Raw genomic sequence first — 23796 nt, 5'->3', positions numbered from 1 at the left:
CGCCGAGTCGTGCCCCGGCCCGGACCCGACGCCTCGTCCGTCGGCCTCAGCCGCCGAGCGCGCTCGTCTCGACGAGCCGCCGCTCGAGCTCGGGACGCAGCGCCTCGACGGCCGTGGCCGTCAGGTGGCTGCCGTCACGGTAGAGGAGGAGACCGCCGAGGACGGCGGGGCACCGCTCCTGCGCGCACACGACCCCCGAGACGTCGACGACCTCGACGCCGAGCACGTCACCGAGCACGACGTCGACGACCAACGGGTCAGCCGGAAGCGCCTGCGCCCTGGGGAACGAGCATGCGTCCCAGTCGTCGAGCGCTCCGGAGACGCAGCTCGGGACGTCGACGCCCGGGGTGGGCGTGTCGCGCAGGTAGACCACGGGCACCCCCGCGGCGGCGAACCGTCCGAGCGTGCTCCCCCAGGCGGCCTCCCGCCGGTCGGCTGCCTCCTCGCTCTCGAAGTACGCCGCGCTCGACCCCACGATCACGACGTCGGCCCGCGCCGCGATCTTCTCGATCTGCGCGTCGCGCCACGCCTCGCAGTGCTGCGACTCCTCGAGCAGGGCCTGCGGCAGGTCGGCCGGCGTACACCCTCCCTTGGTCACGATCGACAGGTGCCACCCCTGGGCGAGCGCGACGTCGCGCAGGGCCCCGCTCCACTGGAAGGCCTTCGAGTCGCCGAAGAGCACGACCTCGCGCCCGCCCTCCGGCCCGACGACGCACTCGGCGGGCCAGGTCGTCTCGCTCAGGCCCAGCGCCCCCAGGCACGGGGTCTCCGCGGGCGGGGCGTCGAGCGCGGCCCGTGTCAGCCCCGGGGTCACCGGCCCACCCGTCCGCGCGAGCGCGGCCGGGTCGAAGATCGTGTCGAGCCGGACCTGCGCGGACCCGACCTCGTCCCCCTCCAGCCCGGCGTACACGGCCGAGCCCGCACCCAGGCTCGCGACGAGGGCGAGGACGACGCCCGTGAACCCCACCGAGTAGCTCGCCGACGGTCGCAGCGCGACGGCCGGCGAGCGCCGCAGCGGCGACTCGACCCCTTGGAGGACGAGCCAGGCCACCCCGCCCGCGCCGAGCGTCAGCACGACGCGCTGGGGCCAGGTGAGCGGCCCCCAGACCGCGTCGGCCAGGACGAGCACGGGCCAGTGGACGAGGTACCAGGCGAAGGACAACCGCCCGACGGCCCGGACGGGCGACAGCGCGAGCAGGTGACCCACGCTCCCCCGCGCCGTCCGGACCGTGGCCGGGACCGCGAGGAGCGCGACCGTCCCGAGCGTCGGCCAGAGCGCCGCCGTCCCCGGGAAGGGGGTCGACTCGTCGTGGACCACGGCCGACCACACGACGGCGCCGAGCCCGGCCCACCCGGCCAGGGTCCACGCGACGCGCCGCAGGGCGGGGTGACCCAGCCCCCCGGTGACACCGCCCCGAGGGGGGGACGTGGCGCCGTCGGGCCTGCGCAGCACGGCGGCCGCCAGGAGACCGCCCAGCCCGAACTGCCACGCCCGCGTCAGAGGCGACATGTACGCGAGAGCCGGGTCGCTCGACGTCAGCACGAGCGAGACGACGAACGAGGCGACCGTGCCGACCGCCAGGACCGCGACCGCCGCCGGCAGAGGGCTCCTGCGCACCCGCGCCGCGACGACTCCGACGAGCGCGAGCAGGAGCGGCACCACGAGGTAGAACTGCTCCTCGACCGCGAGCGACCAGTAGTGCAGCACGGGGCTCGGCGCCGCCGAGGCCGCCATGTAGTCCGTCTCCTGCGCGATGAAGCGCAGGTTCGCGACCTGGAGGGCGCTCGCGACGACGTCGATCATGGTGTCGCGCGCCCGCAGCGGAGGCAGCACGAGCCAGGCCGCGAGCGCCGTGCCCACCAGGACGACGGACGCCGCGGGCAGGATGCGGCGCGCCCTGCCCGCGAAGAACGCGGGCAGGGCGATCCGTCCGGCCGATGCCAGCTGCCGCAGCAGGATCCCCGTGATGAGGAATCCCGAGATCGCGAAGAAGACGTCGACCCCCACGTACCCGCCGGGCACGCCCGGGACCTGCGCGTGGAAGAGCAGGACGAGCACGACGGCCAGCGCGCGCAGCCCCTCGACGTCCCCTCGGAAGCCGGGCCGTCCCCGCCCGGTGCCGCTGCTCACAGCGCCTCGATCATCGGGTCGAACACCCCTGCGGCGACGAGCCCGGCGAAGGCCAGGGCCGCCGTGAGGGCGACGACCGCGGGCCACTGCAGGGAGCTGTGCGGTCGGGACGTGGTCGGGCCTGCGTCGACCGCGTCACGGTCCGTGTCGCGAACCGTGACGTCCGGCGTCCCGGCCAGGCCGACCGGGTCGGCGGGGCCGACCGGGCCTCCCGGCGCGCTCATGCCCGCACCGCCCGTGCAGCGGTCACGACGACGCCGGTCGGCCCCGTGCCCGTCGGGACGACGGTGGTCCGGCGGGGCGCCAGGACCTGGAGCCCCGCCACGACGAGCGGCACCGAGACGTAGGCGTAGAACCCGGCGAGCAGGATCATGGCCCAGTACCTGTCGACCCCGTACGCCGCGACGCCGCGGGAGATCCCCACGGTCCACGCGACCGTCCCGACGACGAGGGTCGCCACCATGACGCGCGCGATGGTCCGCGCGAGGGCGCTCGACGACCCCTTGCCGCCCGTCGGGACCCATCCCGCATGGTGGCCGACCACCGCGTGCCCCAGCACGACGAGATGGCTGAAGCTCTGTGCGAGCTGTACCCGCAGGACCTCGGGGCGCCACCGTGTGCGATGGACGACCGGGTACAGGACCAGGAGCACCCACAGGCTCGGCAGGAACACGAGGAGGCTCGTCGGGCTGACCTGTTCGGGGTACCAGAAGCACATGACGACGGACGGGACGTACAGGTTGAGGGCGAACAGCGCCGTCTCGGAGTAGTAGACGAACCCTGCCCACACCGCGAGACGCTGACGCCGGTCGAGGCCCGACCTGGCCTTCGGGCCGTCCGCGACGAGCGCGACCGAGCCGTTGGCCCAGCGGTACTGCTGGGTCAGGAACGGTCCGAGCTCGTCAGGGCACAGTCCGCGCGCCAGCCGCACCGGGACGAAGCGCGTGACGAAGCCCGTACGCAGCAGCCCGATCCCGGTGTACATGTCCTCGCTGTGGTCGATCTCGGGGAATCCTCCGATCGTGTCGAGCGCCGACCGCCGGTACAGCGCGTTGGTGCCGCAGCAGACGGTGGCCCCGTAGCGGTCGCGCGACGGCTGGACCCAGCGGTAGAAGATCTCCTGCGTCGCCCCGGCCGTGCGCTGCAGCCAGCCCATGCGCTCGTCGGTGTCGAAGTCCTGCGGGCTCTGGACGATGCCGACCGTCGGGTCGTCCAGGTAGGGCACGAGGTGGTGCAGGAAGTCCGGCCGGGGGCAGAAGTCGGCGTCGAAGATCGCGATCACGTCCCCCTCGGTCACCGCATAGGCCGACCGCAGGTTCCCGGCCTTCTTGAGGTGCCCCCGGTCGGGGCGCACCCGGTAGCGGAACCCGTGCCGCTCGGCCAGGTCCGCGACGCGCGGGTCGGCACCGTCGTCGAGCACCCAGACCTCGACCACGCCTGGCCAGTCGAGCCGGGCGACGTGGCGGAAGGTGTTGTCGAGCACCTCGACGTCCTCCCCGCACACGGGCAGGTACACGTCGACGGCGGGGTGCGCCTCGGGCGCCCAGGAGGTGATCGTCCGCTCGTGCGAGGCGCGCGTGACGCGTCCCCTCGCGGTGCCGGTCAGGAGCCACAGCGTGATGCTCACGAGGGTCAGCGCGACAGTGAGGTAGAGCCACCAGAGCCACGGCGAGCGCGCGGCGAACACGCAGACCGCGACGAGGATCGGCAGGGTCGCCGCGACACCGACCGGCTGGACCCAGCGCTGGGCCCGGGCGAGGTCCTGGTAGACGTCCTCGTCGGCGGGCGGCGAGGGCAGCAGGGGGTGGGCACCCGTCGGTGGGCGCGTCGGCGGTGCGGGGAGGTGGTCGGGTTCCGGGGAGGGCGCACCCTCGTGGAGCGGGCGACCCGACCGGTCGTGGGTGGCCGGTGGTCGACCGGCCTGGTGCGGGGTGGGTCTCGTGCCGTGCAGCAGTGTCACAGGTGTTCTCCGCTTCGATACCAAGTGACGCCCGAGGGCGTGGGATGGCTCGCCGCGGCGACGCTGACTCGGCGGCAACCGGTCCGGGAGACCGATATGGGAGGAACGCTAACGATTTACACCCAGGCGTTCCCGACAAAACGACCAAAACCATCACGGCGTCTCACCCCATAAGACGAATTGGGGTGGTTTGTCAGATTGCTGTAGCGCACAGCAGCGGTTGCAGGCGCGATCAGAGCCAACCGGTCGGCATCTCGTGACGCCCATGACGGTCCCAGGACACGCATGGCGCGCCGCCCCCTCCCCCGCGCGACGGCGCACCCCGGGGACGACGAAGGCCCCCGGCCCTGCGCAGCGGCAGGGCCGGGGGCCGGACCGGACGATTGGGCGGCGCGCAGGAGTTCGACGGCGGTCTCCGACGTGTCGACGACCAGCCCTCACTCGGCGTGGGTGGCGGCTGCGGGTTCGTGGACCTCCGACACGCGACGCCCGGCCGCCCGACAGGCCACAGCGCCGTCGGGGGCCCGGCGGCGACACACGACCGCGCCCATGACCGACCCCACGACGAGCAGCGCAGCCGCCGCGTACATCTCGGCCGCGTAGGCGGGCCCCCCACCGTCACGCGTCATCGCGACCGCGACCCCGACCGCGCTCATCACAGCGACCCCGACCGCCCCACCGATCTCGGAGGCCGAGTTCAGGAGCGAACCGGCGACACCAGCCTCCTCCTCGCCGATCCCACTCATGGCGAGCTGGGTGCCCGAGACGAAAGCCGGTCCGATCGTGGCGCTCACGAAGAGCAGCGACGGAAGGGTGAGCACTGCATACGGGGCTCCGCCCGCCGAGGCGAGCGGGACGATCCCCACAGCCGAGGCGAGCAGCCCCGCGACGGCTACTCGTCGCGCTCCGAACCGGGCGATGAGCCGGGGAGCGAGCTGGGTCGAGAACACCATCCCGACGGGGTAGGGAAGCACGGCAAGTGCGGCCTCCATCGGCGTCATCCCGCCCTCCTGCTGCATCTGCTGACTGAGCACGACGAAGACTCCGGTGAGCCCGAGCGCACCGGTGCCCACCGTGAGGAGGCCGAGCAGGCGGTCACGCGAGGCGAGAACTCCGGGCGGGACGAGCGGGTGCTCCGTGCGGCGCTCAGCGAGGAGGAAGCCTCCCGCGCTCGCCCCGGCGACCGCAAGTGACGCCAGGGTGCTCCACGCGCTCGCCCCGGTCCCAGCGCGAGTGATCGTGACGAGCAGCGCGCCGACGGCGAGGACGACGAGCAGAGCGGCCAACGGGCGAATCGGGCCTGTCGAGCGCCGACGTGCCGTAGAGGAAGCGGGAAGAGCGAGGAACGCCCCGCCGATCGCGACGACGGCGATCGGAGCGGAGGCGAACATGGCCCACCGCCACGACCAGGCGTCGGTGAGCAGCCCGCCGAGAAGCAGGCCGGCCCCGCCTCCCGCCCCGGTGACCGCGCCGTAGACGCCGAACGCCTTCGCACGCGACACAGGATCGACGAAGGCAGTCGACAGCAAGGCAACCGCGGACGGAGAGACGAAGGCTGCGGCGGCACCCTGCGCCGCCCGCCAGAGGAGGTAGGCCGAACCGGAGGTGGCGAGCCCGGAACCGATCGCAGCGAGAGCTGTCACGGCCAGCCCGGCCACGAAGACGTTGCGGTGACCGAGCGCGTCACCGACGCGTCCTCCCAGGAGCAGAAGTGCTCCGAAGGCGAGGAGATAGACGGTGACGACCCAGGACTGGTCGGAGGGACCGATACCGAGGTCGGAGACGAGACTGGGGAGCGCGACATTGATGATCGCGTTGTTCATGATGACGAGGAACTGGGCGGAGCCGATGACGGCGACCGGCGCCCAGAACCTCGAAGCGGGCGCGGCGGAGCCTGCGCCGGTACGAGCGGACATGGGTGTAGGGACCTTCACGAGACGCGCGAGCGGCACTCCGACGACGTGGTCAGCCGGGTGCGGCTACAGGGTGAATGGGGAGCTCGTGCTCGCGTGGGCGAGCCGGTTCACACTCTCGTGATCCAGACGAGGCCGCGTGGTCTGCGGTCGCGGCAGCGCGCGCCCAGTCCCAAGCCCCAGTCCATACCGGGAAGGCTATCAGTCCGATCCTGATCGATCCTGCTCGTCCGGCGGCCAGGCGCGGACGCCGTCCCGGGGACGACGAAGGCCCCCGGTCCTGCGCAGAGGCAGGGCCGAGGGCCTTCGTGCTCGTCGGGGTGACAGGATTTGAACCTGCGACCTTCCGCTCCCAAAGCGGACGCGCTACCAACCTGCGCCACACCCCGAACGTGCCGTCCAGCGCCTGGAAGGTCCCTGAGGACCGCCGAGGGCGACGGGCACTCGGCAAGTGTACGGGGTCGACGTGGTAGAAATGCGCCACTGTTCCGACGTCGACGGGTCCACCGATGAGCTCCGCCACACCGCCTCGTGCCGACCTCGCCGGACCCGGGGCCGCACCGGGGACCGCACCTGTGGCCGTCCCCGAGATTCGCGTGCCCGCGCCCAGCACGACGTCGGGATATCTCGTCTTCGGCACCGGGCGGCTCGACGAGTCGTTCGCGCGGGGCGGCATCGTCCATCTCCTCGAGCACCTCGTCATGCGCCGCCTCGGGGCGCTGGACATCGAGGCCAACGCGACCACCGCACCGCACCACCTGTCGTTCGAGGCGCACGGCACACCGGGCGTGGTCAGGGAGTTCCTGGAACGCGTCGTCGCCGCGATCGCGGGGCTCGGCACGCTCACGGACGAGGAGGTCCTCGCCGAGAAGCGGGTGATCGACCACGAGATGAGGTCGTGGAGCCCCCACCCGTCCCTGTCCGCGATCCGCGAGCGGCTCGGCGTGCGCGGTGAGGCCCTGGGCGCGGTCGACCCGCCCGGCCGCTGCTTCCTCACGACGGCCGAAGTCGTCGACCACGCACGACGCCACCTCGTGCGCGAGAACGCGATGCTCGTGGTCGTCGGGGACGCCCCCGAGAGCGTCGACCTCGGAGCCCTCCCCGCGGCCACGACGACACTCCCCGACAGGGGCGCGCTCACCCTGCTGCCTCTCGTGACCCCCGGCTTCGTGCGCCGGCCCGGTGCACCGGTCAGCATCTCGGTGCTCGGTTCGCGTGCCGACCCGCGCCACACGGTCGCGGTCAACGTCCTCGACGTCCTGCTGTACGAGCGCGTGCGCACCGAGGAACAGCTCGCCTACCTGGCCGAGGTGGACACGCAGGACCTCGACCACGACCTGAACCAGGTCACCTTCGTGTGTGACGCCGTCGAGGACGACGCCGCGGCCGCCGCCCTCACGGTCGTCCGCCTCCTGCGCAGGATCGCGGCCGAGGGCCTGCCCGACGGCATCCTCGAGCGAGGGCGGCACAGGGCGCTGGCGCTGCTCGACCACCCCGGCTGGATCGCGGCGCGCGCGCACGAGGACGCCGCGCGCACGCTCCTGGGACGCCTCGTGGTCCCGCCCGACCAGGAGCGCGCCCAGGTGCTCGCGACCTCGGGCGAGGACGTGCGGTCCTGGCTCGCCGACGCCCTCCCGAGCCTGCTCGCCGTCCTCCCCGACGAGAGCGACCCGAAGCTCGAGGCCGAGCTCCGCTCGATGGGCCTCGTCCTGGCAGACCCGCCGCCACCGCCGATGACGGGACGGTCCTTCCGTCCGAAGCCCTTCCGCGGGACCCCGTCCAGGGTCCGGCTCGTGCTCGACGAGCACGCGATCGGCGTCGTCGGACCGGAGCTGAGCGTCGCGGTGCCCGACGAGGACCTGGTGGGTGTCGAGGACACCGCCGAAGGGTTCCTGGTCGTCGGCGTCGACGGGACGACCATCCCCGTCGCGGTCGGCGACTGGTGGGGCGCGAGCGCGCCGCTCACGGCCTACCTCGCGCGCGTACCGGCCGGTCTGCGCGTCCCCGACGCGGCGACCTGCCCCTGCCCGCGGCCGGATCGGTGACACGAGGAGGGCCGGAACTTTGCTAAGGTAGCGCCGCAGACCTCGCCACCACGGCGTGCGTTCCTCTGCGCGGATGTAGCTCAATGGTAGAGCCTCAGTCTTCCAAACTGATCACGCGGGTTCGATTCCCGTCATCCGCTCCAGCGCGACACGACGGCGGCTCCGAGATCCTCGGGGCCGCCGTCGTCGTTCTCCCTCGCCGCCGCCCTGGCGACCAGCAAGCGCCCCCGACGACGGACGTGCCCCGCCCGCCCCGCGACGGGAAGGAATGTCGGCCTCGCGGCGTTGGGTCGACATGCCCTCTTCCACGTCAGCGCACCACGACAGGGATGAGACAGCATTGCAGCGCGGTCCGGGGGCCGATAGCCTCGGGCCAGACACCAGGACTTCGCAGGGCACCGCGCCGGCACGGCAGCGGGCGGCGCCTGCGAGCGACGGCACAGGACGAGGAGGGCGACCATGACCACGCGTCACGCCGACTCCTCCCGCGCGGTGAGCATCCCCGCGCGCGCCCTGTCCTGTTGTCCGTGTCGCCCCTGTCGCTAGAGCGCCCCCTTCCCCACGGTCGGCGCTCCCTCCGACGACAGGCCCCCGTGGCGCGTCTGCCCGGCGCAGCCCCGTGCCACCCCTGCACAGCTCCAGCTGATCCCCCCTCGGTCCCGGCTCTCCGCCGCAGGCCACCAACGATGAAGAGGAAGTCATGGCACGCATCTACGACGACGTCACGAAGCTCGTCGGCAACACGCCCCTCGTCCGCCTGAACAAGCTCACCGAGGGCCTCGGCGCCACGGTCGTCGGCAAGCTCGAGTTCTACAACCCCGCCAACTCGGTCAAGGACCGCATCGGTGTCGCGATCATCGACGCGGCCGAGGCCTCGGGCGAGCTCAAGCCGGGCGGCACGATCGTCGAGGCGACCTCCGGCAACACCGGCATCGCCCTGGCCATGGTGGGCGCTGCCCGCGGCTACGACGTCGTCCTGACGATGCCCGAGACCATGTCGAAGGAGCGCCGCGCCCTGCTGCGCGCGTTCGGCGCCGAGCTCATCCTCACGCCGGGCTCCGAGGGCATGAAGGGGGCCGTCAACAAGGCCGACGAGATCGTGGCCGAGCGCGAGGGCGCCATCCTGGCCCGCCAGTTCGCCAACGAGGCGAACCCGGCGATCCACCGCGCCACGACGGCCGAGGAGATCTGGGCCGACACGGACGGCGAGGTCGACATCGTCGTCGCCGGCATCGGGACGGGCGGCACCATCACGGGCGTCGGTCAGGTCCTCAAGGAGCGCAAGCCGGGCGTGCAGATCGTCGCCGTCGAGCCCGAGGAGTCCGCGATCCTCAACGGCGGCGCCCCGGGCCCGCACAAGATCCAGGGCATCGGCGCGAACTTCGTGCCGGAGATCCTCGACACGACCGTGTACGACGAGGTCATCGACATCAACGCCGAGACCGCCGTCGAGTACGCGCGTCGCGCCGCCAAGGAGGAGGGCCTGCTCGTGGGCATCTCGTCCGGTGCCGCGATCGCCGCGGCGCTGCGCCTCGCGGAGCGCCCCGAGAACGCCGGCAAGCTCATCGTCGTGATCATCCCGTCGTTCGGCGAGCGCTACCTGACCTCCGTGCTGTACGCCGACCTGCTGGACTGATGAGACCTCCCAGTCCCCTGCGACGCTTCCTGAGAGTTCTCAGGGAGGACCTCGAGGCCGCCCGCCACCGCGATCCCGCGGCGCGGAACGGCCTCGAGGTCGCGCTCGTCTACCCCGGTCTGCACGCGGTCTGGACCTACCGGCTCACGCACCGCATGTGGCGCGAGCCGGCCCTGCGCCTGCCCGCGCGCGTGATCGCGCAGATCGCCCGGGCGGCCACGGGCGTGGAGATCCACCCGGGAGCGAAGATCGGGCGGCGGCTCTTCATCGACCACGGCATGGGCGTGGTCATCGGGGAGACGGCCGTCGTGGGTGACGACGTGCTGCTCTTCCACGGGTCGACCCTGGGTGGCCGGTCCATGAAGCGCGGCAAGCGGCACCCGACGTTGGGTGACCGGGTCGTCGTGGGCGCCGGCGCCAAGATCCTCGGACCGGTGTGGGTCGGGGACGACGTCCAGGTCGGGGCCAACGCCGTGGTGGTCAAGGACGTGCCGGCCGGATCGGTCGCCGTGGGGGTGCCCGCGCGCAACCGCGTCCCGCAGCCGGCCGTACCGCCGGCGGTCGACCCGGTCGAGGACCCGTCGTTGCTCATCGAGTACGTGATCTGAGCCGCTGAGGGCCGTTCGACGAGAGGGGCGACGCCGTGCGCGTCGCCCCTCTCGTCGAACACCATTGTTCTAGTTGCACAGTAACAACTAGTAATATGGCGACATGATCTTCCGCATCGACCCCACCGCGGGCGAGCCGCTCTTCGCGCAGCTCGCGGCCCAGGTGCGCCTCGCGGTCGCCGCGGGCACGGTGCACCCCGGCGAGCGGCTCCCCGCAGCCCGCGACCTCGCGGCCTCGCTCGACCTCAACGTCCACACCGTGCTGCGCGCCTACCAGGACCTGCGCGACGAAGGCCTCGTCGACCTGCGCCGCGGACGCGGCGCGGTCGTCACGGCCCAGGCCGCGCACGACTACACGGACCTGCGAGCGGCGATCGACGCCGTCGTACGGGAGAGCCGCGCGCTCTCCCTGCCCCCCGAGACCACCCTCGCCCTGCTCAAGGAGGCACTGCGATGACCACCACGACCGGCACCCGCCACCGGACCCCCGCCCCGCACCGCCTGTCCACCACGCTCCTGGGCCTGGCGCTGCCCCTCGCGGTCCTGGCCGCGAGCGCCGCGGTCGCGTTCTCGTGGCGCGACGACCTGCCCGACCCGGTCGCGACGCACTGGGACGCCGCCGGGACCGCTGACGGGTTCGCGTCGCTCGCGGCGAGCGCCGTGGTCCCGCTCGTGACCGGCACGGTCCTCACGGTGGGTCTCTGGCTCGTCGGCTGGTTCTTCGGCCAGTCCGCGTCGAACCGCCGGACGGCCGTGGGGGTGAGCGCGGGCACGGCGACGTTCCTGGGCGCGACGCTGCTCGGCACGCTCTGGGTGCAGCGCGGGCTCGACGACGCCGCGCAGGCCTCCGGGGTGGGCGCGGCCATCGCGGTGGCCCTCGGCGCGGGCCTCGTGGCAGGTGTCCTGGCCGGGCTCGTCGCGCCGCGCGACGCCCGTCGGCCCGCCGAGGGGCCGGTCTCTCCGGCCGACCCGCGCGCCCCGCTGGGCGCCGACGAGCGCGCCGCCTGGATCCGCACGGCCCGCGGCGGGCCGGGCTTGGCCGTCGCCGGTGCCGCCGTGGTCGGGACGCTCGTCCTCGTGGTCGTCACAGGCCTGTGGTGGATGATCGTGCTCCCCGTGGTCCTGGGGCTGGTCATGGCCTCGATGATGTCGTGGACCGTGACGGTCGACGCGTCGGGGCTCGAGGTGCGCTCGGTGCTCGGGGTGCCGCGCACGGTCGTGCCGCTCGACGAGGTCGAGGGCGCGCGCGAGGTCACGGTCGACCCGTTCCGGGAGTTCGGCGGCTGGGGCTGGCGTGCCGGTCGCGGGGGCCGCGTGGGCATCGTGGTCCGCAAGGGGCCGGGCCTGGAGGTCCGGCGCACGGGCGGGCGCGTGCTCGTCGTGACGGTCGACGACGCCGCGGCAGGGGCGGCGCTCCTCACCTCGCTCGCGGACCGGGCACGGTAGGTCGAGGGGCCGGTCGAGGGGCACGGTAGATTGAGCGACGGTTCCTAGGACTCCCGGTCCTGGGAACCGTCGCTCGACGCACGTCGGGCACGCGGACCCGTCCGCACCTCAGCGCCGAGGAACAACGAGGAGAACGCATGCGCATCGGCATCCACACCGGCTACTGGTCGGCCGGCCCCCCGCCCGGGATCCAGGAGGCGGTCGTCGCCGCGGACCGTCTCGGGGTCGACTCGGTCTGGACCGCAGAGGCCTACGGGTCCGACGCGTTCACGCCGCTCGCCTGGTGGGGCTCGCACACCTCGCGCATCCGGCTCGGCACCGCGGTCGCGCAGATGTCCGCACGCACCCCCACCGCGACCGCCATGGCCGCCCTGACGCTCGACCACCTCTCGGGCGGCCGGGCGATCCTCGGGCTGGGGGTCTCCGGCCCGCAGGTCGTCGAGGGCTGGTACGGCCAGCCCTACCCCCGCCCGTTGGCCCGCACGCGCGAGTACGTCGAGATCGTGCGCGAGGTGATCGCCCGCCAGGGCCCGGTCACCTACGACGGTCAGTTCTACCAGCTCCCCCTCACGGGCGAGGGCACCACGGGTCTCGGCAAGGCGCTGCGCTCGACCGTGCACCCGCTGCGGCCCGAGATCCCGATCCACCTCGCGGCCGAGGGACCCAAGAACGTCTCGCTCGCGGCCGAGGTGGCGGACGGCTGGCTGCCCCTGTTCTACAGCCCCCGCATGGACGCGATGTTCCGCGGGCTGCTCGACGACGGCTTCGCGAAGCGCTCGGCCGAGCGGTCCCCCGCGGCCGACTTCGAGGTCTCGGCGACGGTCCCGGTCGTGGTGGCCGACGACGTCGAGCAGGCGGCCGACACGGTGCGACCCTTCATCGCGCTCTACGTGGGCGGCATGGGCGCCAAGGGGGCGAACTTCCACCGCGACGCGCTCGACCGGCTCGGGTACTCGGACGCGTGCGACGAGATCCAGGCGCACTACCTGGCCGGCCGCAAGGCCGAGGCCGTCGCAGCGGTCCCCACGGCCCTGGTCGAGGACGTGGCCCTCGTCGGTCCTGCGGCCAAGATCGCGCACGACCTCGAGGCGTGGCGCGCGACCGCGGTCACGACGCTCCTCGTCCAGGGGGACCCGACGGCGGTGCGCACCGTCGCGGGGCTGCTCGCCCCGGTCCCGGGTCGCTGAGCCGGACGAGCGGCCGGACACCCGGCCGCAGTCGCCGCTGAGTGCGGGCCGGCTGTCGCGACCCGCGACGGCTGCTCCGCACTCAGCGGTCCGGGTCCTGCTCCGGGAACCAGACCGCCCGCCGCAGGTCCACGCGCTCGCCGCCCGGGCGCAGCGGACAGCCCTCGGCGCGCAGGTTCGCGAGCGCGGTCCCCAGGTGGTGCGCAGGGGGCGAGCCGGCCGCGTTGACGACGCGCCACCAGGGCAGCCCGGGGCCGCCGGGCCCGTCGCCGTCGGCACGTGCGAGGACCTGCCCCACCTGTCGCGGACCGCCCCGACCGAGGGTCTCCGCGACGATCTCCGCGACGAGCCCGTACGTCATGGCCCGCCCGGGCGGGATCGACTCGACGAGGGCCAGCACGGCGTCGGCGTACTCCTGGCGGGCGACCTCCGCGCCTGCCGGCCGTCCGACCACCCGTTCCTGCTCGCGCGCCTGGTTCACCGGGCGAGCGTACCTGCGCTCGTCCCCACTCCGCCGAGAAGCGAGCGGCTGCCCCCGGTCCGTCTGATGAAGGGGCACGTACTCACGTGGCGATGCCTCGCTGCGAATTCCTCTGGCCCTGCCCCCACCGGCCCAGCAGGATGGGTCCATGACCGAACCCACCCACCGTCCCCTGCCCGCCGGCTACCGCCTCACGTCGTTGACGGAGGCGGACAAGCGCGCCGTCCTCGAGGTCGACACCTGGGCGTTCCCGTCCGAGGTCGACCTCGACGAGCAGGTCCAGCACCCGCTCCCGCTCACGTGGTCCCGGACGTTCGGGGTCGTCAGCGACCACGAGGACGCCGACGCCGTCCCGTTCGACGGCGCGGTCCCGACCGTGAGCGAGCTCGCGGCCATGCACGCCTCGTACCCGTTCGCCGAGTTCCCCGTCCCGGGCGCAACGCTGCCCGTGAGCGGCCTGACGTGGGTCGGGGTCCATCCGCAGCACCGCCGTCGCGGCATCCTCAGCGCCATGATCGACGTGCACTTCGAGCAGGCGAGGGCCGCTGGCGAACCGGTCTCGGCGCTCTTCGCGGCCGAGGCCGCCATCTACGGCCGGTTCGGCTACGGCCAGGCAGCCCAGGACCTGCGCCTGACGATCCCGCGCGGCGCGGCGCTGCGGGACGTCTCCGGCGCCGACGAGCACACGGTCCGCATCGAGAAGGCCGACCGGGCGCGGCACGGCGAGCTCGTCGACTCGCTGCACCGCGCGGCGGGCGCGGACCCGGGCGGGCACGGCACGGGCGTCAACCGGCCCGGCTGGGTCACGCGTGAGTCGCCCGAGCTCCAGGAGGCCTGGTGGTCCGACCCGGCGGCGTTCCGCCGTGGCCGCGAGTCGCAGCGCATCGTCGTCGTCGAGCGGGACGGCGAGCCGCGCGGCTACGCGACCTTCCGCCGCAAGCTGTCCTGGGAGACGACCGGTCCGCGCGGGACCGTGAGCACGGGCGAGGTCGTCGCGCTCGACGCCGCGGCCGCGCGCGCCCTGTGGGGCGTCCTGACGGACCTCGACCTGACGAGCGAGGTCGAGCCGTTCATGATCCCCGTGGACGACGTCGTCACGCACCTCCTCGTGAACCCGCGGGCCGCGGCGGGCCGGGTCGTGGACAACCTGTGGGTCCGCGTGCTCGACGTCCCCGTGGCCCTCGCGGGGAGGCGGTACGCGGGTGACGTCGACGTGGTGCTGCACGTGAGCGACGCGCGGGTCCCGGAGAACTCGGGGCACTGGCGCCTGCGCGCCACGGCGTTCGGGGACGCGGCGTGCGAACGTACCGAGGACCCGGCCGACCTGTCGCTCGACGTGCGCGAGCTGGGCTCGGCGTTCCTGGGCGGCGTCTCGCTCGCCTCGCTCGCGACGGCCGGGCTCGTGTCGGAGCACCGCCCGGGTGCGCTCGCCGCGGCGAGCGCCGCGTTCGGCTGGCCCGTGGCGCCCGTCTCGAGCTGGGTGTTCTGACGGGTCTCGCGCCGAGTGCGTGGTGGGGGGGGGGGCGGCCCCCCCCCCGGGGCGCCCCCCCCCCCCACCCCGCACTCAGCGGTCGGTGAGATCCCGGGTCACCGCTGGCACGTCGGGCACCAGTAGAGCTTGCGAGCCGCGAGGTCCTTCATGAGGACCGGCGTCCCGCACATCCGGCACGGCAGGCCGTCGCGGTGGTAGACGTAGAACGCCTGGTCGGCGGGCACGGACCCGGCGGTGCCGTCGGTGTTCTGGCGCACCTCCTGACGCCCGGCTCCCGGGCGAGACGGCGCTCCCGGCGAGGTGGCGCCGTCGGGCTCGCGGTCCTGGGGACGGGTCGTGACGATCGCGCCCGTGGTCGCGCCGTCACGCATGAGGACGACCAGGTCGTCCCAGATCCCCCGCAGCGTCTCGGCGGGCACGTCCCTGCCCGGGGTCAGCGGGTCCAGGCCCGCACGGAACAGCACCTCGGCGCGGTAGATGTTGCCCACCCCGGCGACGACGTCCTGGTTCATGAGGAGCTGTCCGACGGTCGTGCGCGAGCGCCGCACGGCCGTCACGAAGCGTTCGGGCCCGCCCGCCGGGGCGGGGTCGTCCCGGATCGGGTCGGGGCCCAGGCGCGCCTCGACCGCGCGCACCTCGTCCGCCGAGACGACCTCGCAGGCCGTGGGGCCCGTGAGGTCAGCGACCGCGTGCTCGCCGAGCAGGCGCACCCGCACCGCGCCGCGGGGCGCGGGAGGAGCCCAGTCGTCTCCCGGGGCGGGGAGCGACGCGAGCGGACCGGCCGGGACCGAGTCCCGCTCGCCGATGCGCCTGCGCGGCGCGCCGATCGCGTGCACGACGGCGGCGCTCCCGTCGCCCGCGAACGTCCAGGCCCCGTAGAGGCCCAGGTGGACGCGCAGCCAGCGCAGGTCGTCGTCGGGCGGCGGTCCGTCGGGTCCTGCGGCAGCTTCCGCGGACGGGTCCGCGAAGCCCAGGAAGAGCTGCTTGCCCCAGGCCCGGGACGCGACCAGGCGCGCGCCGTCGAGCAGCACGGCCCCGGCCGCGAACCGGCCCTGCGGGCTCGAGACCGCCAGGACCTGCCCCGCGAAGAGCTCGGCGAACGTGCGCGCGAGGCGGTGGACGGTGTGGCCCTCAGGCACGGGCCGCACCGTCCACCGCGCGCACGGTGTGGACGGACGTCACGCCTGGTGGCGCGAGGCCTCGTAGGCCGCGAGCTGGTCGATGCGGCGCTGGTGGCGCTCGTCACCGCTGAACGGCTCGGCGAGGAATGCGTCGATGAACGACGTGGCCTCCTCGACCGTGTGCTGGCGCCCGCCGACCGAGATGACGTTGGCGTCGTTGTGCTGGCGGGCCAGCTTCGCGGTGTCGAGGTTCCAGGCCAGGGCGGCGCGCACGCCGTCGACCTTGTTGGCGGCGATCTGCTCGCCGTTGCCCGAGCCGCCGATCACGACGCCGAGGCTGCCCGGCTCCCCGACGACGGCCTCGCCGGCCGCGATGCAGAACGACGGGTAGTCGTCGAGGGCGTCGTACTCGTGGGCGCCGTGGTCCACGACGTCGTGGCCCGAGCTCTTGAGGTGCGTGACGAGGTGAGCCTTGAGCTCGTACCCCGCGTGGTCCGCTGCAATGTGAACGCGCATGGCCCCATCATCCCCGATGCGCTCCCCGCCCGCGCCCCTGCTCGCATAACCTGAGACGCATGACACAGACCACACCCTCCGTCACGGGCGGGGACCTGACCGCCACGGGCGCTGCGCCGACGACGGCCTCCGGCATCGACCTGTCCGCCCTCGACCCGGCCGTCCGTCCGCAGGACGACCTGTACCGGCACGTCAACGGCCGCTGGCTCGAGACCCACGAGATCCCCGCCGACCGGTCGATGGACGGCGCGTTCCGCGCGCTGCACGACCAGGCCGAGGAGCACGTGCGCGAGATCATCGACGACAGCGCCGCCGCGGCGCAGGCCGGGGACGCCACGGGCGTCCAGGCGCAGATCGGCGCGCTCTTCGCGAGCTTCATGGACACCGACACGATCGAGGCGCGCGGCGTGAGCCCGCTCGCGCCGGACCTCGCGCTGATCGCTGCTGCCACGAACCAGGCCGAGCTCACGGGCGCCCTGGGCGCGCTGCAGCGCACGGGCGGCGCGGGCGCCTTCGGGTTCTGGGTCGACAACGACGCCAAGGACCCCGAGAAGTACGTCGCCTACCTCTATCAGGGCGGGCTGGGCCTGCCCGACGAGGCGTACTACCGCGAGGAGCAGTACGCGGAGATCCGGGCCAAGTACGTGCCGCACGTCGCGCGCATGCTGACGCTCGCGGGCGTCACGGCGGACACCTGGGGCGCGTCCCCCGAGGAGGCCGCCGAGCGGGTGCTGGCCCTCGAGACGCAGCTCGCGGCGCACCACTGGGACGTCGTGCGCGACCGCGACGCGGACCTCACGTACAACCCCATGACGCTGCGCGCGCTGGCCGACTCGGCCCCGGGCTTCGACTGGCACGCGTGGGTCCTGGCCCTGAGCGCCCCGGCCGGCTCGCTCGACTCCCTCGTGGTCCGCGAGCCCGGCTTCGCGACGGGATTCGCGGAGCTCTGGCAGTCTGTCCCGGTCGAGGACTGGAAGCTGTGGGCCGTCTACCACCTGGTCTCGGCGCGTGCCCCGTACCTCACGGACGAGCTGGTCGAGGCGAACTTCGACTTCTACGGCCGCACGCTGTCGGGGGCGCAGGAGGTCCGCGAGCGCTGGAAGCGCGGAGTCTCGCTCGTCGAGGGCGCCCTGGGCGAGGCCGTGGGCGCGGTGTACGTCGAGCGGCACTTCCCGCCCGCGCACAAGGCCCGCATGGAGGAGCTCGTCGCCTACCTCGTCGCGGCCTACCGCGAGTCCATCGAGGGTCTCGACTGGATGACCGAGGAGACCAAGGTCAAGGCGCTCGCCAAGCTCGAGGCGTTCACGCCCAAGATCGGGTACCCGGTCACGTGGCGCGACTACTCGGCGCTCGTGATCGAGGCCGACGACCTGCTGGGCAACGTGCGCCGCTCCAACGCGTTCGACCAGGACCGCGAGCTGGGCAAGATCGGCAAGCCGCTCGACCGCGACGAGTGGTTCATGACCCCGCAGACGGTCAACGCGTACTACAACCCGGGCATGAACGAGATCGTCTTCCCCGCGGCGATCCTCCAGCCGCCGTTCTTCGACCCGGACGCCGAGGACGCGGTCAACTACGGCGGGATCGGGGCCGTGATCGGCCACGAGATCGGGCACGGGTTCGACGACCAGGGCTCCAAGTACGACGGCGACGGGCGCCTGGAGGACTGGTGGACGCCCGAGGACCGGGCCGAGTTCGAGGTCCGCACCAAGGCCCTCATCGCGCAGTACGACGCGTTCCGCCCGGTCCAGCTGCCCGACGACGGCCCGCACGTCAACGGCGCGCTGACGATTGGGGAGAACATCGGGGACCTGGGCGGGCTGTCGATCGCGCTCAAGGCGTACCGCATCGCGCTGGGCCGTCCCCTGTCCGAGGCGCCCGTGGTCGACGGACTGACGGGCATCGAGCGCGTCTTCCTCGGCTGGGCCCAGGTCTGGCAGTCGAAGGGCCGTGACGAGGAGGTCGTGCGTCGTCTCGCCACCGACCCGCACTCGCCCAACGAGTTCCGCTGCAACGGCGTGGTGCGCAACCTCGACGAGTTCTACGAGGCGTACGACGTGTCGGAGTCCGACGCGCTGTACCTCGCCCCCGAGGAGCGCGTCCGCATCTGGTGACGTGTGGGCGCCGCGCGTCTCGCGGCGTCACGTTCGCGGCCCGGCGGCCGGTGCAGCCCCCACGGGCGCTGCACCGGCCGTCGTCGTCTCCCGGGAGTGCCCGAGTCGCCGTCGGGCCCCCTGCCGGGCGGCTCGTCGTACCGGGCTGAGCACGCCATTCTTTGTGAAGAAAAGTACAAGCCGCTTGTTTCCGCGCCTCGCGAGCCTTCATGGTAAACCCTACCGCCCGGTAAGGGGGTTCTTGCACTCAAGCCCGGCCCCTCCTCTACTCAGGTCCGCAGCGCCCCCTACGCACCTTGTCGTCATGACGCCGAAACCCTCCCGTGTCATCTCCTCGAGGGCGCAGTGTGGTCCAGGTCGCACTACGAGAGTGCGTGACAGCTCTGAGGAGGGCACATGGCGATCGTCGCCAAAGGAGAGAAGAAGGCCGCGGACCTCACGACCTTCCGTCGGTGGTTCATCCTGATCCTGGTCAGCGCCGGGAGCAGCACCATCTACGGCCCCGCCTACCTGAAGCAGGCCTTCTACGACGCGCAGAAGTCCGCGCTCGGCCTGTCCAACACGCAGATCGGCGCCCTGCTCGGCGCCTACGCCATCACCGCGACGATCTGCTACCTGCCCTCGGGCCTCGTCGCCGACCGTGTACGCATGCGCACCCTGTGCTCGACCGGGTTCGTCCTCACCGCGGCCCTGACCTTCTGGTACGCGATGCTGCCGTCGTACGGCACGCTCCTGCTGATCTTCGTCGCCATGGGCATCACCACGATCCTGCTGTGGTGGGGCTGCCGCTACAAGCTCGTGCGACTGATCTCGGCCGAGAACGAGTACTCGCGCAACATCGGCATCAGCTACGGCTTCTACGGCCTCGCGGGCTTCCTCGCCGGTCTCGTCGGCACCTGGGTCCTCGCCCGCGCGGCGGGCGACGCCGCCGGCGCCTTCCGGACCTTCCTCCTCTTCTACGCCGTGCTCATCCTCCTGCTCGGCGTGCTCGCGTTCGTCATGATCCCGAAGTTCGAGGGCGAGATCGGCAGCGTCCGCTCCGCCAGGCAGGTCCTCGTCGACACCGGGCGCGCCCTGACGAACCCCGTCGTCCTCATCACCGCGGTCACCGTCTTCTTCGTGTACTTCTACTACACGGGTGTCAACTACGCGACGACCTACCTCACCTACCTCGGCGCCGACGCCACGCTCAACAACATCCTCAGCGTCCTGCGCCAGTACGGCGTGACCCTGTTCGCCGGACCCGTCTTCGGCGCCCTCGCCTTCCGGGCGAAGAAGCCGTCGCGCGTCATCTGGATCGGCTCGCTGATCGCGGCGGCCGGCATCGCCGTGCTCGCGATCGTGCCCGTGCCGGGCGTCCTGCCCGCAGGCACCGGCCTGATCCTGTCGGTGGCCCTCATCGGCGTCGCGCTCGGCTTCATCGCCAACGGTGTGTTCGGCATCGTGTCGTCCCAGCTCACCGAGGGCAAGGTCCCGCTCGCCGCGTTCGGTGCCGCGACCGGGGTCGTGTCGCTCGTCGGCTTCCTGCCGGACACCTTCTCGAGCACCTGGTTCGGCTCGATCATCGACAAGGCCGACGCCGCCGGGAACGAAGGCGCCGCCTACCCGCAGATCTTCTGGATCCTCGTGGGCTCCGCCGTGGTCGCGTCCGCCTGCGCGCTGCTGCTGAACCGCTACGTGCGCACCAACCAGGCGAAGCTCGACGCGCGGTACGAGGCGGCGCAGGCTCTCGCCGCCGGCGAGTCCGCCGAGCCCGAGCCCGTGAACGCCTGATGTCCGCCGTCGACGTCCTCGCCCGCCTGACGCCCCGCATGCGCGAGGTCCTCGCCCTCCAGGAGCGGCTCCAGGGACCCGCGCTCGCCCCCGACGCCACCGTCCGCGAGCAGCGCTGCCGCTACGCCACCGAGCGGGTGTACTGGAACGAGGGCGGCCCCCGCATGGCGCGGACCGTCGACGACACCGTGGCCGGGCCGTACGGGCCGGTCCGGATCCGCCGGTACCACCCTGTCCAGCAGGCCGACGGCGCCGCGCTCCTCTACGTCCACGGCGGCGGCTTCGTCGTCGGCAGTCTCGACACGCACGACCGCATCATGCGAGCCCTCGCGGACGCGACCGGGGCCGTGGTCGTCGGCGTGGACTACGCCCTGTCGCCGGAGGCGAAGCTCCCGCAGGCCGTCGAGGAGTGCGCAGCCGTCGCCCGTCACGTGGCGGAGCACGCGGACGAGATCGGGGTCACCGGTGGGCGCGTCGCGTTCGCCGGCGACTCCGGCGGGGCCAACCTGGCCCTCGCCGCGACCCTCTGGCTCCGCGACCACGGCGGCCCCGCGGTCGAGTCGCTCCTGCTCTACTACGGCCTCTTCGGCCTGCGCGACTCCGTGTCCCGCCGACTGTTCGGCGGGGCGTGGGACGGGCTGACCCCGGAGGACCTCGACGGCTACCTGGCCGCGTACACCTCGAGCCCGCAGGACCTTCGCAGCCCCTGCCTGGACTGCCTCTCCGCGGACCTCTCGCAGGGCGTCCCTCCGACGTACCTCGTGGCGAGCGCGCTCGACCCGCTGCTCGACGACAGCCGGGCCCTCGCCGCACTGCTCGCCGCGCACGGCGTCGAGCACCGCCTGCACGTCGTCGACGGCGTCCTGCACGGCTTCCTGCACCACTCGCGGATGCTGCCCGAGGCCCGCCAGGTCCTCGCGGAGGGCGCCGCGTTCCACCGGCGCGTCACCGCCGCGCTCGTCTGAGCGCACCACGACTCCCCCACCACCCCGAACGAAAGGCCCTCTCATGGACTTCTCCCTCACCGAGGACCAGGAGCTGATGGTCCAGGCCATCCGCGAGCTCATGGCCCGCGAGAACTGGGACACCTACTTCGCCCGGTGCGACAAGGACCACGAGTACCCGGAGCGGTTCGTCGCCGAGCTCGCCGAGCTCGGCGTCGACACGATCCTCCTGCCCGAGGACCGCGGAGGCCTCGACGCCGGCTGGACCACGATCGCGGCGGTCTGGGAGGAGCTCGGACGCCTCGGCGTCCCGACCTACGTGCTCTACCAGCTCCCCACGCTCGAGACCGTCCTGCGCGTCGGCAGCCCCGAGCAGATCGAGAAGATCCTCGCCCTGGTCGGCACCGGCAAGCAGATCTGGAACTTCGCGATGACGGAGCCGGGCGCCGGCTCGAGCTTCGCCAAGATGTCCACGACCTACACGCGCCGCGACGGCAAGGTCTACCTCAACGGCCACAAGACCTTCATCACGTCGTCCAAGCACGTGCCCTACCTGGTCGTCATGGCGCGCAACGCCGAGGACATGGACCAGTACTCCGAGTTCTTCGTCGACATGACGCTCCCCGGCATCAGCAAGGAGCCCCTCGACAAGCTCGGCCTGCGCATGGACTCGTGCTGCGAGATCTACTTCGACGACGTCGAGCTCCGCGAGGAGGACATGTTCGGCGGCGAGGGCGAGGGCTTCGCGCGCACCGTCGCGGACTTCGACCTGGAGCGCTTCCTCGTCGCCGCGTGCGACTACGGATGGGCGTTGTGCGCGTTCGAGGACGCGGCACGGTACGCGAACCAGCGGGTGCAGGGCGGCGAGGCGATCGCTCGCTACCAGCTCATCCAGGAGAAGTTCGCGAACATGAGGATCAAGCTCACGAACATGCGCAACATGGTCTACGAGATCGCCTGGAAGGCCGAGAACGGGCTGCTCGGCAAGGGCGACTGCTCCATGGCCAAGCTGTACTGCACGCGCGCCGCGTCCGAGGTCGTGGACGACGCCATCCAGGTGCTCGGCGGCATCGGCGTCACCGGCGACCACCGCGTGGCCCGCTTCTACCGCGACCTGCGCGTGGAGCGGATCTCCGGCGGCACCGACGAGATGATGATCCTCGCCGCCGGCCGCGCCGCACTCAAGGAGTACCGCTGATGTCCGGCCCGATCCCGGGGTTCGGCGTCCTCGAGGGCGTCAAGGTCGTCTACTCGGCGGTCGAGATCGCCGCCCCGTCCGCGGCCGCCGTCATGGCCGAGTGGGGCGCCGACGTCGTCTGGATCGAGAACACGCGCACGGGCGACTCGATGCGCGACACCACCTTCGTCAAGGAGATGGAACGGCGCAACCAGCGCTCGATCTCGATGAACCCGTTCACCGAGGAGGGCCGTGAAGTCCTGTTCTCGCTCGTCAAGGACGCGGACGTCTTCATCGAGTCCTCCAAGGGCCCCACCTACGCCCGCCGAGGGATCACCGACGAGATCCTGTGGGAGCACAACCCGCGCCTGGTCATCGTGCACGTCTCGGGCTTCGGCCAGTACGGCGTCGAGACGCGCGTCAACCGCGCCGCGTACGACCTCACGGTCCAGGCCTACAGCGGGTACATGGCGCAGAACGGCACCCCCGATCAGCCCATGGCCGCGGTGCCGTACGTGGGCGACTACTTCACGTCGCTCATGGTGACCTCGTCCGCGCTCGCCGCGCTGCAGAAGGCGCGCACGACCGGCCAGGGCGAGAGCGTCGACGTCGCGATGTACGAGGTCCTCATGCGTGTCGGGGCCTACTACATGATGGACTTCCTCAACGCGGGCACCGTCTACCCGCGCCCCGGCGCCCGCCACCCCAACCTGTGCGGGATCGGCGAGTACCGCACGTCGGACGGCTTCGTGGGCCTGTGCGTCTACGGCGTCAAGCAGAACAAGTACCTGCTGGAGCGCATCGGGCTGGGACACCTCTGGGGCACCGAGGAGTACCCCGAGGACACCAGCGCGCTGTGGCTCGACGGACCGCAGGCCGATCTCATCGAGCGCCACCTGGACACGTTCTGCCTCACGCAGAAGGCCGTCGAGCTCGAGGAGGAGTTCTCCGCCGTGGGGATCGCCGCCAACGCCGTGCTGGAGTTCGACCAGCTCCTCGCCGAGGACCACGTCGCCCAGCGCGAGGCGATCGTCGAGTGGGACACGCTCGACGGTACGCCCGTCAAGGGGGTCGGCATCGTGCCCAAGTTCTCCCGCAACCCCGGCAGGATCTGGCGCCCCATGCCCTCGCTCGGCATGGACACCGACGCCGTGCTGACCGAGGCGGGCTGGACCCCGGAGCAGATCCAGGCGCTCGCCGAGAACGGCACGATCCGCAGGGGCTGAGCGACCGGGTGCGCGCGGGACGAGAA

The 23796-nt window shown here is 72.6% G+C and carries 19 protein-coding genes and 2 tRNA genes; 13 read left to right on the top strand and 8 right to left on the bottom strand.

From position 1 onward, the window contains the following. Positions 1–46 precede the first annotated feature (46 nt). The 5 genes from WFH32_RS01750 to WFH32_RS01730 all read right to left on the bottom strand — a co-directional run bounded on the left by WFH32_RS01750 (position 47) and on the right by WFH32_RS01730 (position 6393). Positions 47–2131, bottom strand: a complete 2085-nt coding sequence (locus tag WFH32_RS01750; RefSeq protein ID WP_336706035.1) for an acyltransferase family protein — start codon at positions 2129–2131, stop codon at positions 47–49. Beyond that, on the bottom strand, positions 2128–2355 hold the full coding sequence (locus tag WFH32_RS01745; protein ID WP_336706034.1) for a hypothetical protein: 228 nt from the start codon (positions 2353–2355) through the stop codon (positions 2128–2130). Before WFH32_RS01745 ends, WFH32_RS01750 begins: the two co-directional genes overlap by 4 nt. After that, on the bottom strand, positions 2352–4091 hold the full coding sequence (locus WFH32_RS01740; protein WP_336706033.1) for a glycosyltransferase family 2 protein: 1740 nt from the start codon (positions 4089–4091) through the stop codon (positions 2352–2354). The genes WFH32_RS01745 and WFH32_RS01740 overlap by 4 nt, the downstream gene beginning before the upstream one ends. Before the next feature lie 437 nt (positions 4092–4528). Beyond that, positions 4529–6007 (bottom strand): MFS transporter, encoded by a 1479-nt coding sequence (locus WFH32_RS01735; protein WP_336706032.1) that lies wholly within the window; start codon positions 6005–6007, stop codon positions 4529–4531. A 312-nt stretch (positions 6008–6319) separates the two neighbouring features. Then, positions 6320–6393 (bottom strand) — tRNA-Pro (locus WFH32_RS01730). A 120-nt stretch (positions 6394–6513) separates the two neighbouring features. Here WFH32_RS01730 and WFH32_RS01725 point away from each other — a divergent pair. The 7 genes from WFH32_RS01725 (at position 6514) to WFH32_RS01695 (ending at position 12926) form a co-directional block, all read left to right on the top strand. Then, positions 6514–8049, top strand: a complete 1536-nt coding sequence (locus WFH32_RS01725) for a hypothetical protein (RefSeq protein ID WP_336706031.1) — start codon at positions 6514–6516, stop codon at positions 8047–8049. Positions 8050–8118: 69 nt separating this feature from the next. Then, a tRNA-Gly gene (locus tag WFH32_RS01720) sits at positions 8119–8192 on the top strand. A 557-nt stretch (positions 8193–8749) separates the two neighbouring features. After that, positions 8750–9685: a cysteine synthase A gene (gene cysK / locus WFH32_RS01715; RefSeq protein ID WP_191796996.1), complete on the top strand. Its 936-nt coding sequence runs from the start codon at positions 8750–8752 to the stop codon at positions 9683–9685. Beyond that, entirely contained in the window at positions 9685–10293 is a 609-nt protein-coding gene (gene epsC, locus WFH32_RS01710) for a serine O-acetyltransferase EpsC (protein WP_191796997.1), read from the top strand. Before cysK ends, epsC begins: the two co-directional genes overlap by 1 nt. Positions 10294–10396: 103 nt before the next feature. Beyond that, positions 10397–10750: a GntR family transcriptional regulator gene (locus WFH32_RS01705; protein WP_138824892.1), complete on the top strand. Its 354-nt coding sequence runs from the start codon at positions 10397–10399 to the stop codon at positions 10748–10750. Beyond that, on the top strand, positions 10747–11739 hold the full coding sequence (locus WFH32_RS01700) for a DUF1648 domain-containing protein (protein WP_336706029.1): 993 nt from the start codon (positions 10747–10749) through the stop codon (positions 11737–11739). Before WFH32_RS01705 ends, WFH32_RS01700 begins: the two co-directional genes overlap by 4 nt. A 137-nt stretch (positions 11740–11876) precedes the next feature. After that, a complete protein-coding gene (locus tag WFH32_RS01695; RefSeq protein ID WP_336706028.1) occupies positions 11877–12926 on the top strand; it encodes an LLM class F420-dependent oxidoreductase in 1050 nt (349 codons plus the stop codon). An 82-nt stretch (positions 12927–13008) separates the two neighbouring features. Here WFH32_RS01695 and WFH32_RS01690 read toward each other — a convergent pair whose 3' ends face one another. Beyond that, positions 13009–13380, bottom strand: coding sequence for an MGMT family protein (locus WFH32_RS01690; RefSeq protein WP_336706170.1), 372 nt, complete (start codon positions 13378–13380; stop codon positions 13009–13011). Between the two features lie 175 nt (positions 13381–13555). Between WFH32_RS01690 and WFH32_RS01685 the strand changes: the two genes are divergently transcribed. Continuing rightward, positions 13556–14896: a GNAT family N-acetyltransferase gene (locus WFH32_RS01685; protein WP_336706027.1), complete on the top strand. Its 1341-nt coding sequence runs from the start codon at positions 13556–13558 to the stop codon at positions 14894–14896. 98 nt (positions 14897–14994) lie between these two features. Here the strand turns inward: WFH32_RS01685 and WFH32_RS01680 are convergent, their stop codons facing one another. Further along, positions 14995–16038: an Fpg/Nei family DNA glycosylase gene (locus WFH32_RS01680; RefSeq protein ID WP_336706026.1), complete on the bottom strand. Its 1044-nt coding sequence runs from the start codon at positions 16036–16038 to the stop codon at positions 14995–14997. A gap of 39 nt (positions 16039–16077) precedes the next feature. Further along, a complete protein-coding gene (locus WFH32_RS01675; protein ID WP_336706025.1) occupies positions 16078–16536 on the bottom strand; it encodes a ribose-5-phosphate isomerase in 459 nt (152 codons plus the stop codon). A gap of 59 nt (positions 16537–16595) precedes the next feature. Here WFH32_RS01675 and WFH32_RS01670 point away from each other — a divergent pair, with 59 nt between their 5' ends. The 5 genes from WFH32_RS01670 to caiB all read left to right on the top strand — a co-directional run bounded on the left by WFH32_RS01670 (position 16596) and on the right by caiB (position 23770). Further along, a complete protein-coding gene (locus WFH32_RS01670; RefSeq protein ID WP_336706024.1) occupies positions 16596–18650 on the top strand; it encodes a M13 family metallopeptidase in 2055 nt (684 codons plus the stop codon). Between the two features lie 396 nt (positions 18651–19046). Continuing rightward, the gene (locus WFH32_RS01665) at positions 19047–20423 is read left to right on the top strand and encodes an MFS transporter (protein ID WP_336706023.1); all 1377 of its coding nucleotides are present in this window, start codon (positions 19047–19049) and stop codon (positions 20421–20423) included. Continuing rightward, positions 20423–21388: an alpha/beta hydrolase fold domain-containing protein gene (locus tag WFH32_RS01660; protein WP_336706022.1), complete on the top strand. Its 966-nt coding sequence runs from the start codon at positions 20423–20425 to the stop codon at positions 21386–21388. The genes WFH32_RS01665 and WFH32_RS01660 overlap by 1 nt, the downstream gene beginning before the upstream one ends. Positions 21389–21431: 43 nt before the next feature. Further along, on the top strand, positions 21432–22565 hold the full coding sequence (gene caiA / locus WFH32_RS01655) for a crotonobetainyl-CoA dehydrogenase (RefSeq protein WP_336706021.1): 1134 nt from the start codon (positions 21432–21434) through the stop codon (positions 22563–22565). After that, on the top strand, positions 22565–23770 hold the full coding sequence (gene caiB, locus WFH32_RS01650; RefSeq protein WP_336706020.1) for an L-carnitine CoA-transferase: 1206 nt from the start codon (positions 22565–22567) through the stop codon (positions 23768–23770). The genes caiA and caiB overlap by 1 nt, the downstream gene beginning before the upstream one ends. Positions 23771–23796: the final 26 nt, after the last annotated feature.

This window comes from Oerskovia sp. USHLN155 (assembly GCF_037145535.1).
Classification (GTDB): Bacteria; Actinomycetota; Actinomycetes; order Actinomycetales; family Cellulomonadaceae; genus Oerskovia; species Oerskovia rustica.
This window is presented reverse-complemented; position numbering and strand designations above follow the sequence as displayed.

Bases quoted from the DNA above. Each gene is read 5' to 3' on its own strand.
- WFH32_RS01665 (WP_336706023.1), top strand. From the start codon at position 19,047: ATGGCGATCGTCGCCAAAGGAGAGAAGAAGGCCGCGGACCTCACGACC.
- caiA (WP_336706021.1), top strand. From the start codon at position 21,432: ATGGACTTCTCCCTCACCGAGGACCAGGAGCTGATGGTCCAGGCCATC.
- WFH32_RS01685 (WP_336706027.1), top strand. From the start codon at position 13,556: ATGACCGAACCCACCCACCGTCCCCTGCCCGCCGGCTACCGCCTCACG.
- caiB (WP_336706020.1), top strand. From the start codon at position 22,565: ATGTCCGGCCCGATCCCGGGGTTCGGCGTCCTCGAGGGCGTCAAGGTC.
- WFH32_RS01745 (WP_336706034.1), bottom strand. From the start codon at position 2,355: ATGAGCGCGCCGGGAGGCCCGGTCGGCCCCGCCGACCCGGTCGGCCTG.
- WFH32_RS01700 (WP_336706029.1), top strand. From the start codon at position 10,747: ATGACCACCACGACCGGCACCCGCCACCGGACCCCCGCCCCGCACCGC.
- WFH32_RS01695 (WP_336706028.1), top strand. From the start codon at position 11,877: ATGCGCATCGGCATCCACACCGGCTACTGGTCGGCCGGCCCCCCGCCC.
- WFH32_RS01705 (WP_138824892.1), top strand. From the start codon at position 10,397: ATGATCTTCCGCATCGACCCCACCGCGGGCGAGCCGCTCTTCGCGCAG.
- cysK (WP_191796996.1), top strand. From the start codon at position 8,750: ATGGCACGCATCTACGACGACGTCACGAAGCTCGTCGGCAACACGCCC.
- epsC (WP_191796997.1), top strand. From the start codon at position 9,685: ATGAGACCTCCCAGTCCCCTGCGACGCTTCCTGAGAGTTCTCAGGGAG.
- WFH32_RS01735 (WP_336706032.1), bottom strand. From the start codon at position 6,007: ATGTCCGCTCGTACCGGCGCAGGCTCCGCCGCGCCCGCTTCGAGGTTC.
- WFH32_RS01675 (WP_336706025.1), bottom strand. From the start codon at position 16,536: ATGCGCGTTCACATTGCAGCGGACCACGCGGGGTACGAGCTCAAGGCT.
- WFH32_RS01660 (WP_336706022.1), top strand. From the start codon at position 20,423: ATGTCCGCCGTCGACGTCCTCGCCCGCCTGACGCCCCGCATGCGCGAG.
- WFH32_RS01670 (WP_336706024.1), top strand. From the start codon at position 16,596: ATGACACAGACCACACCCTCCGTCACGGGCGGGGACCTGACCGCCACG.
- WFH32_RS01725 (WP_336706031.1), top strand. From the start codon at position 6,514: ATGAGCTCCGCCACACCGCCTCGTGCCGACCTCGCCGGACCCGGGGCC.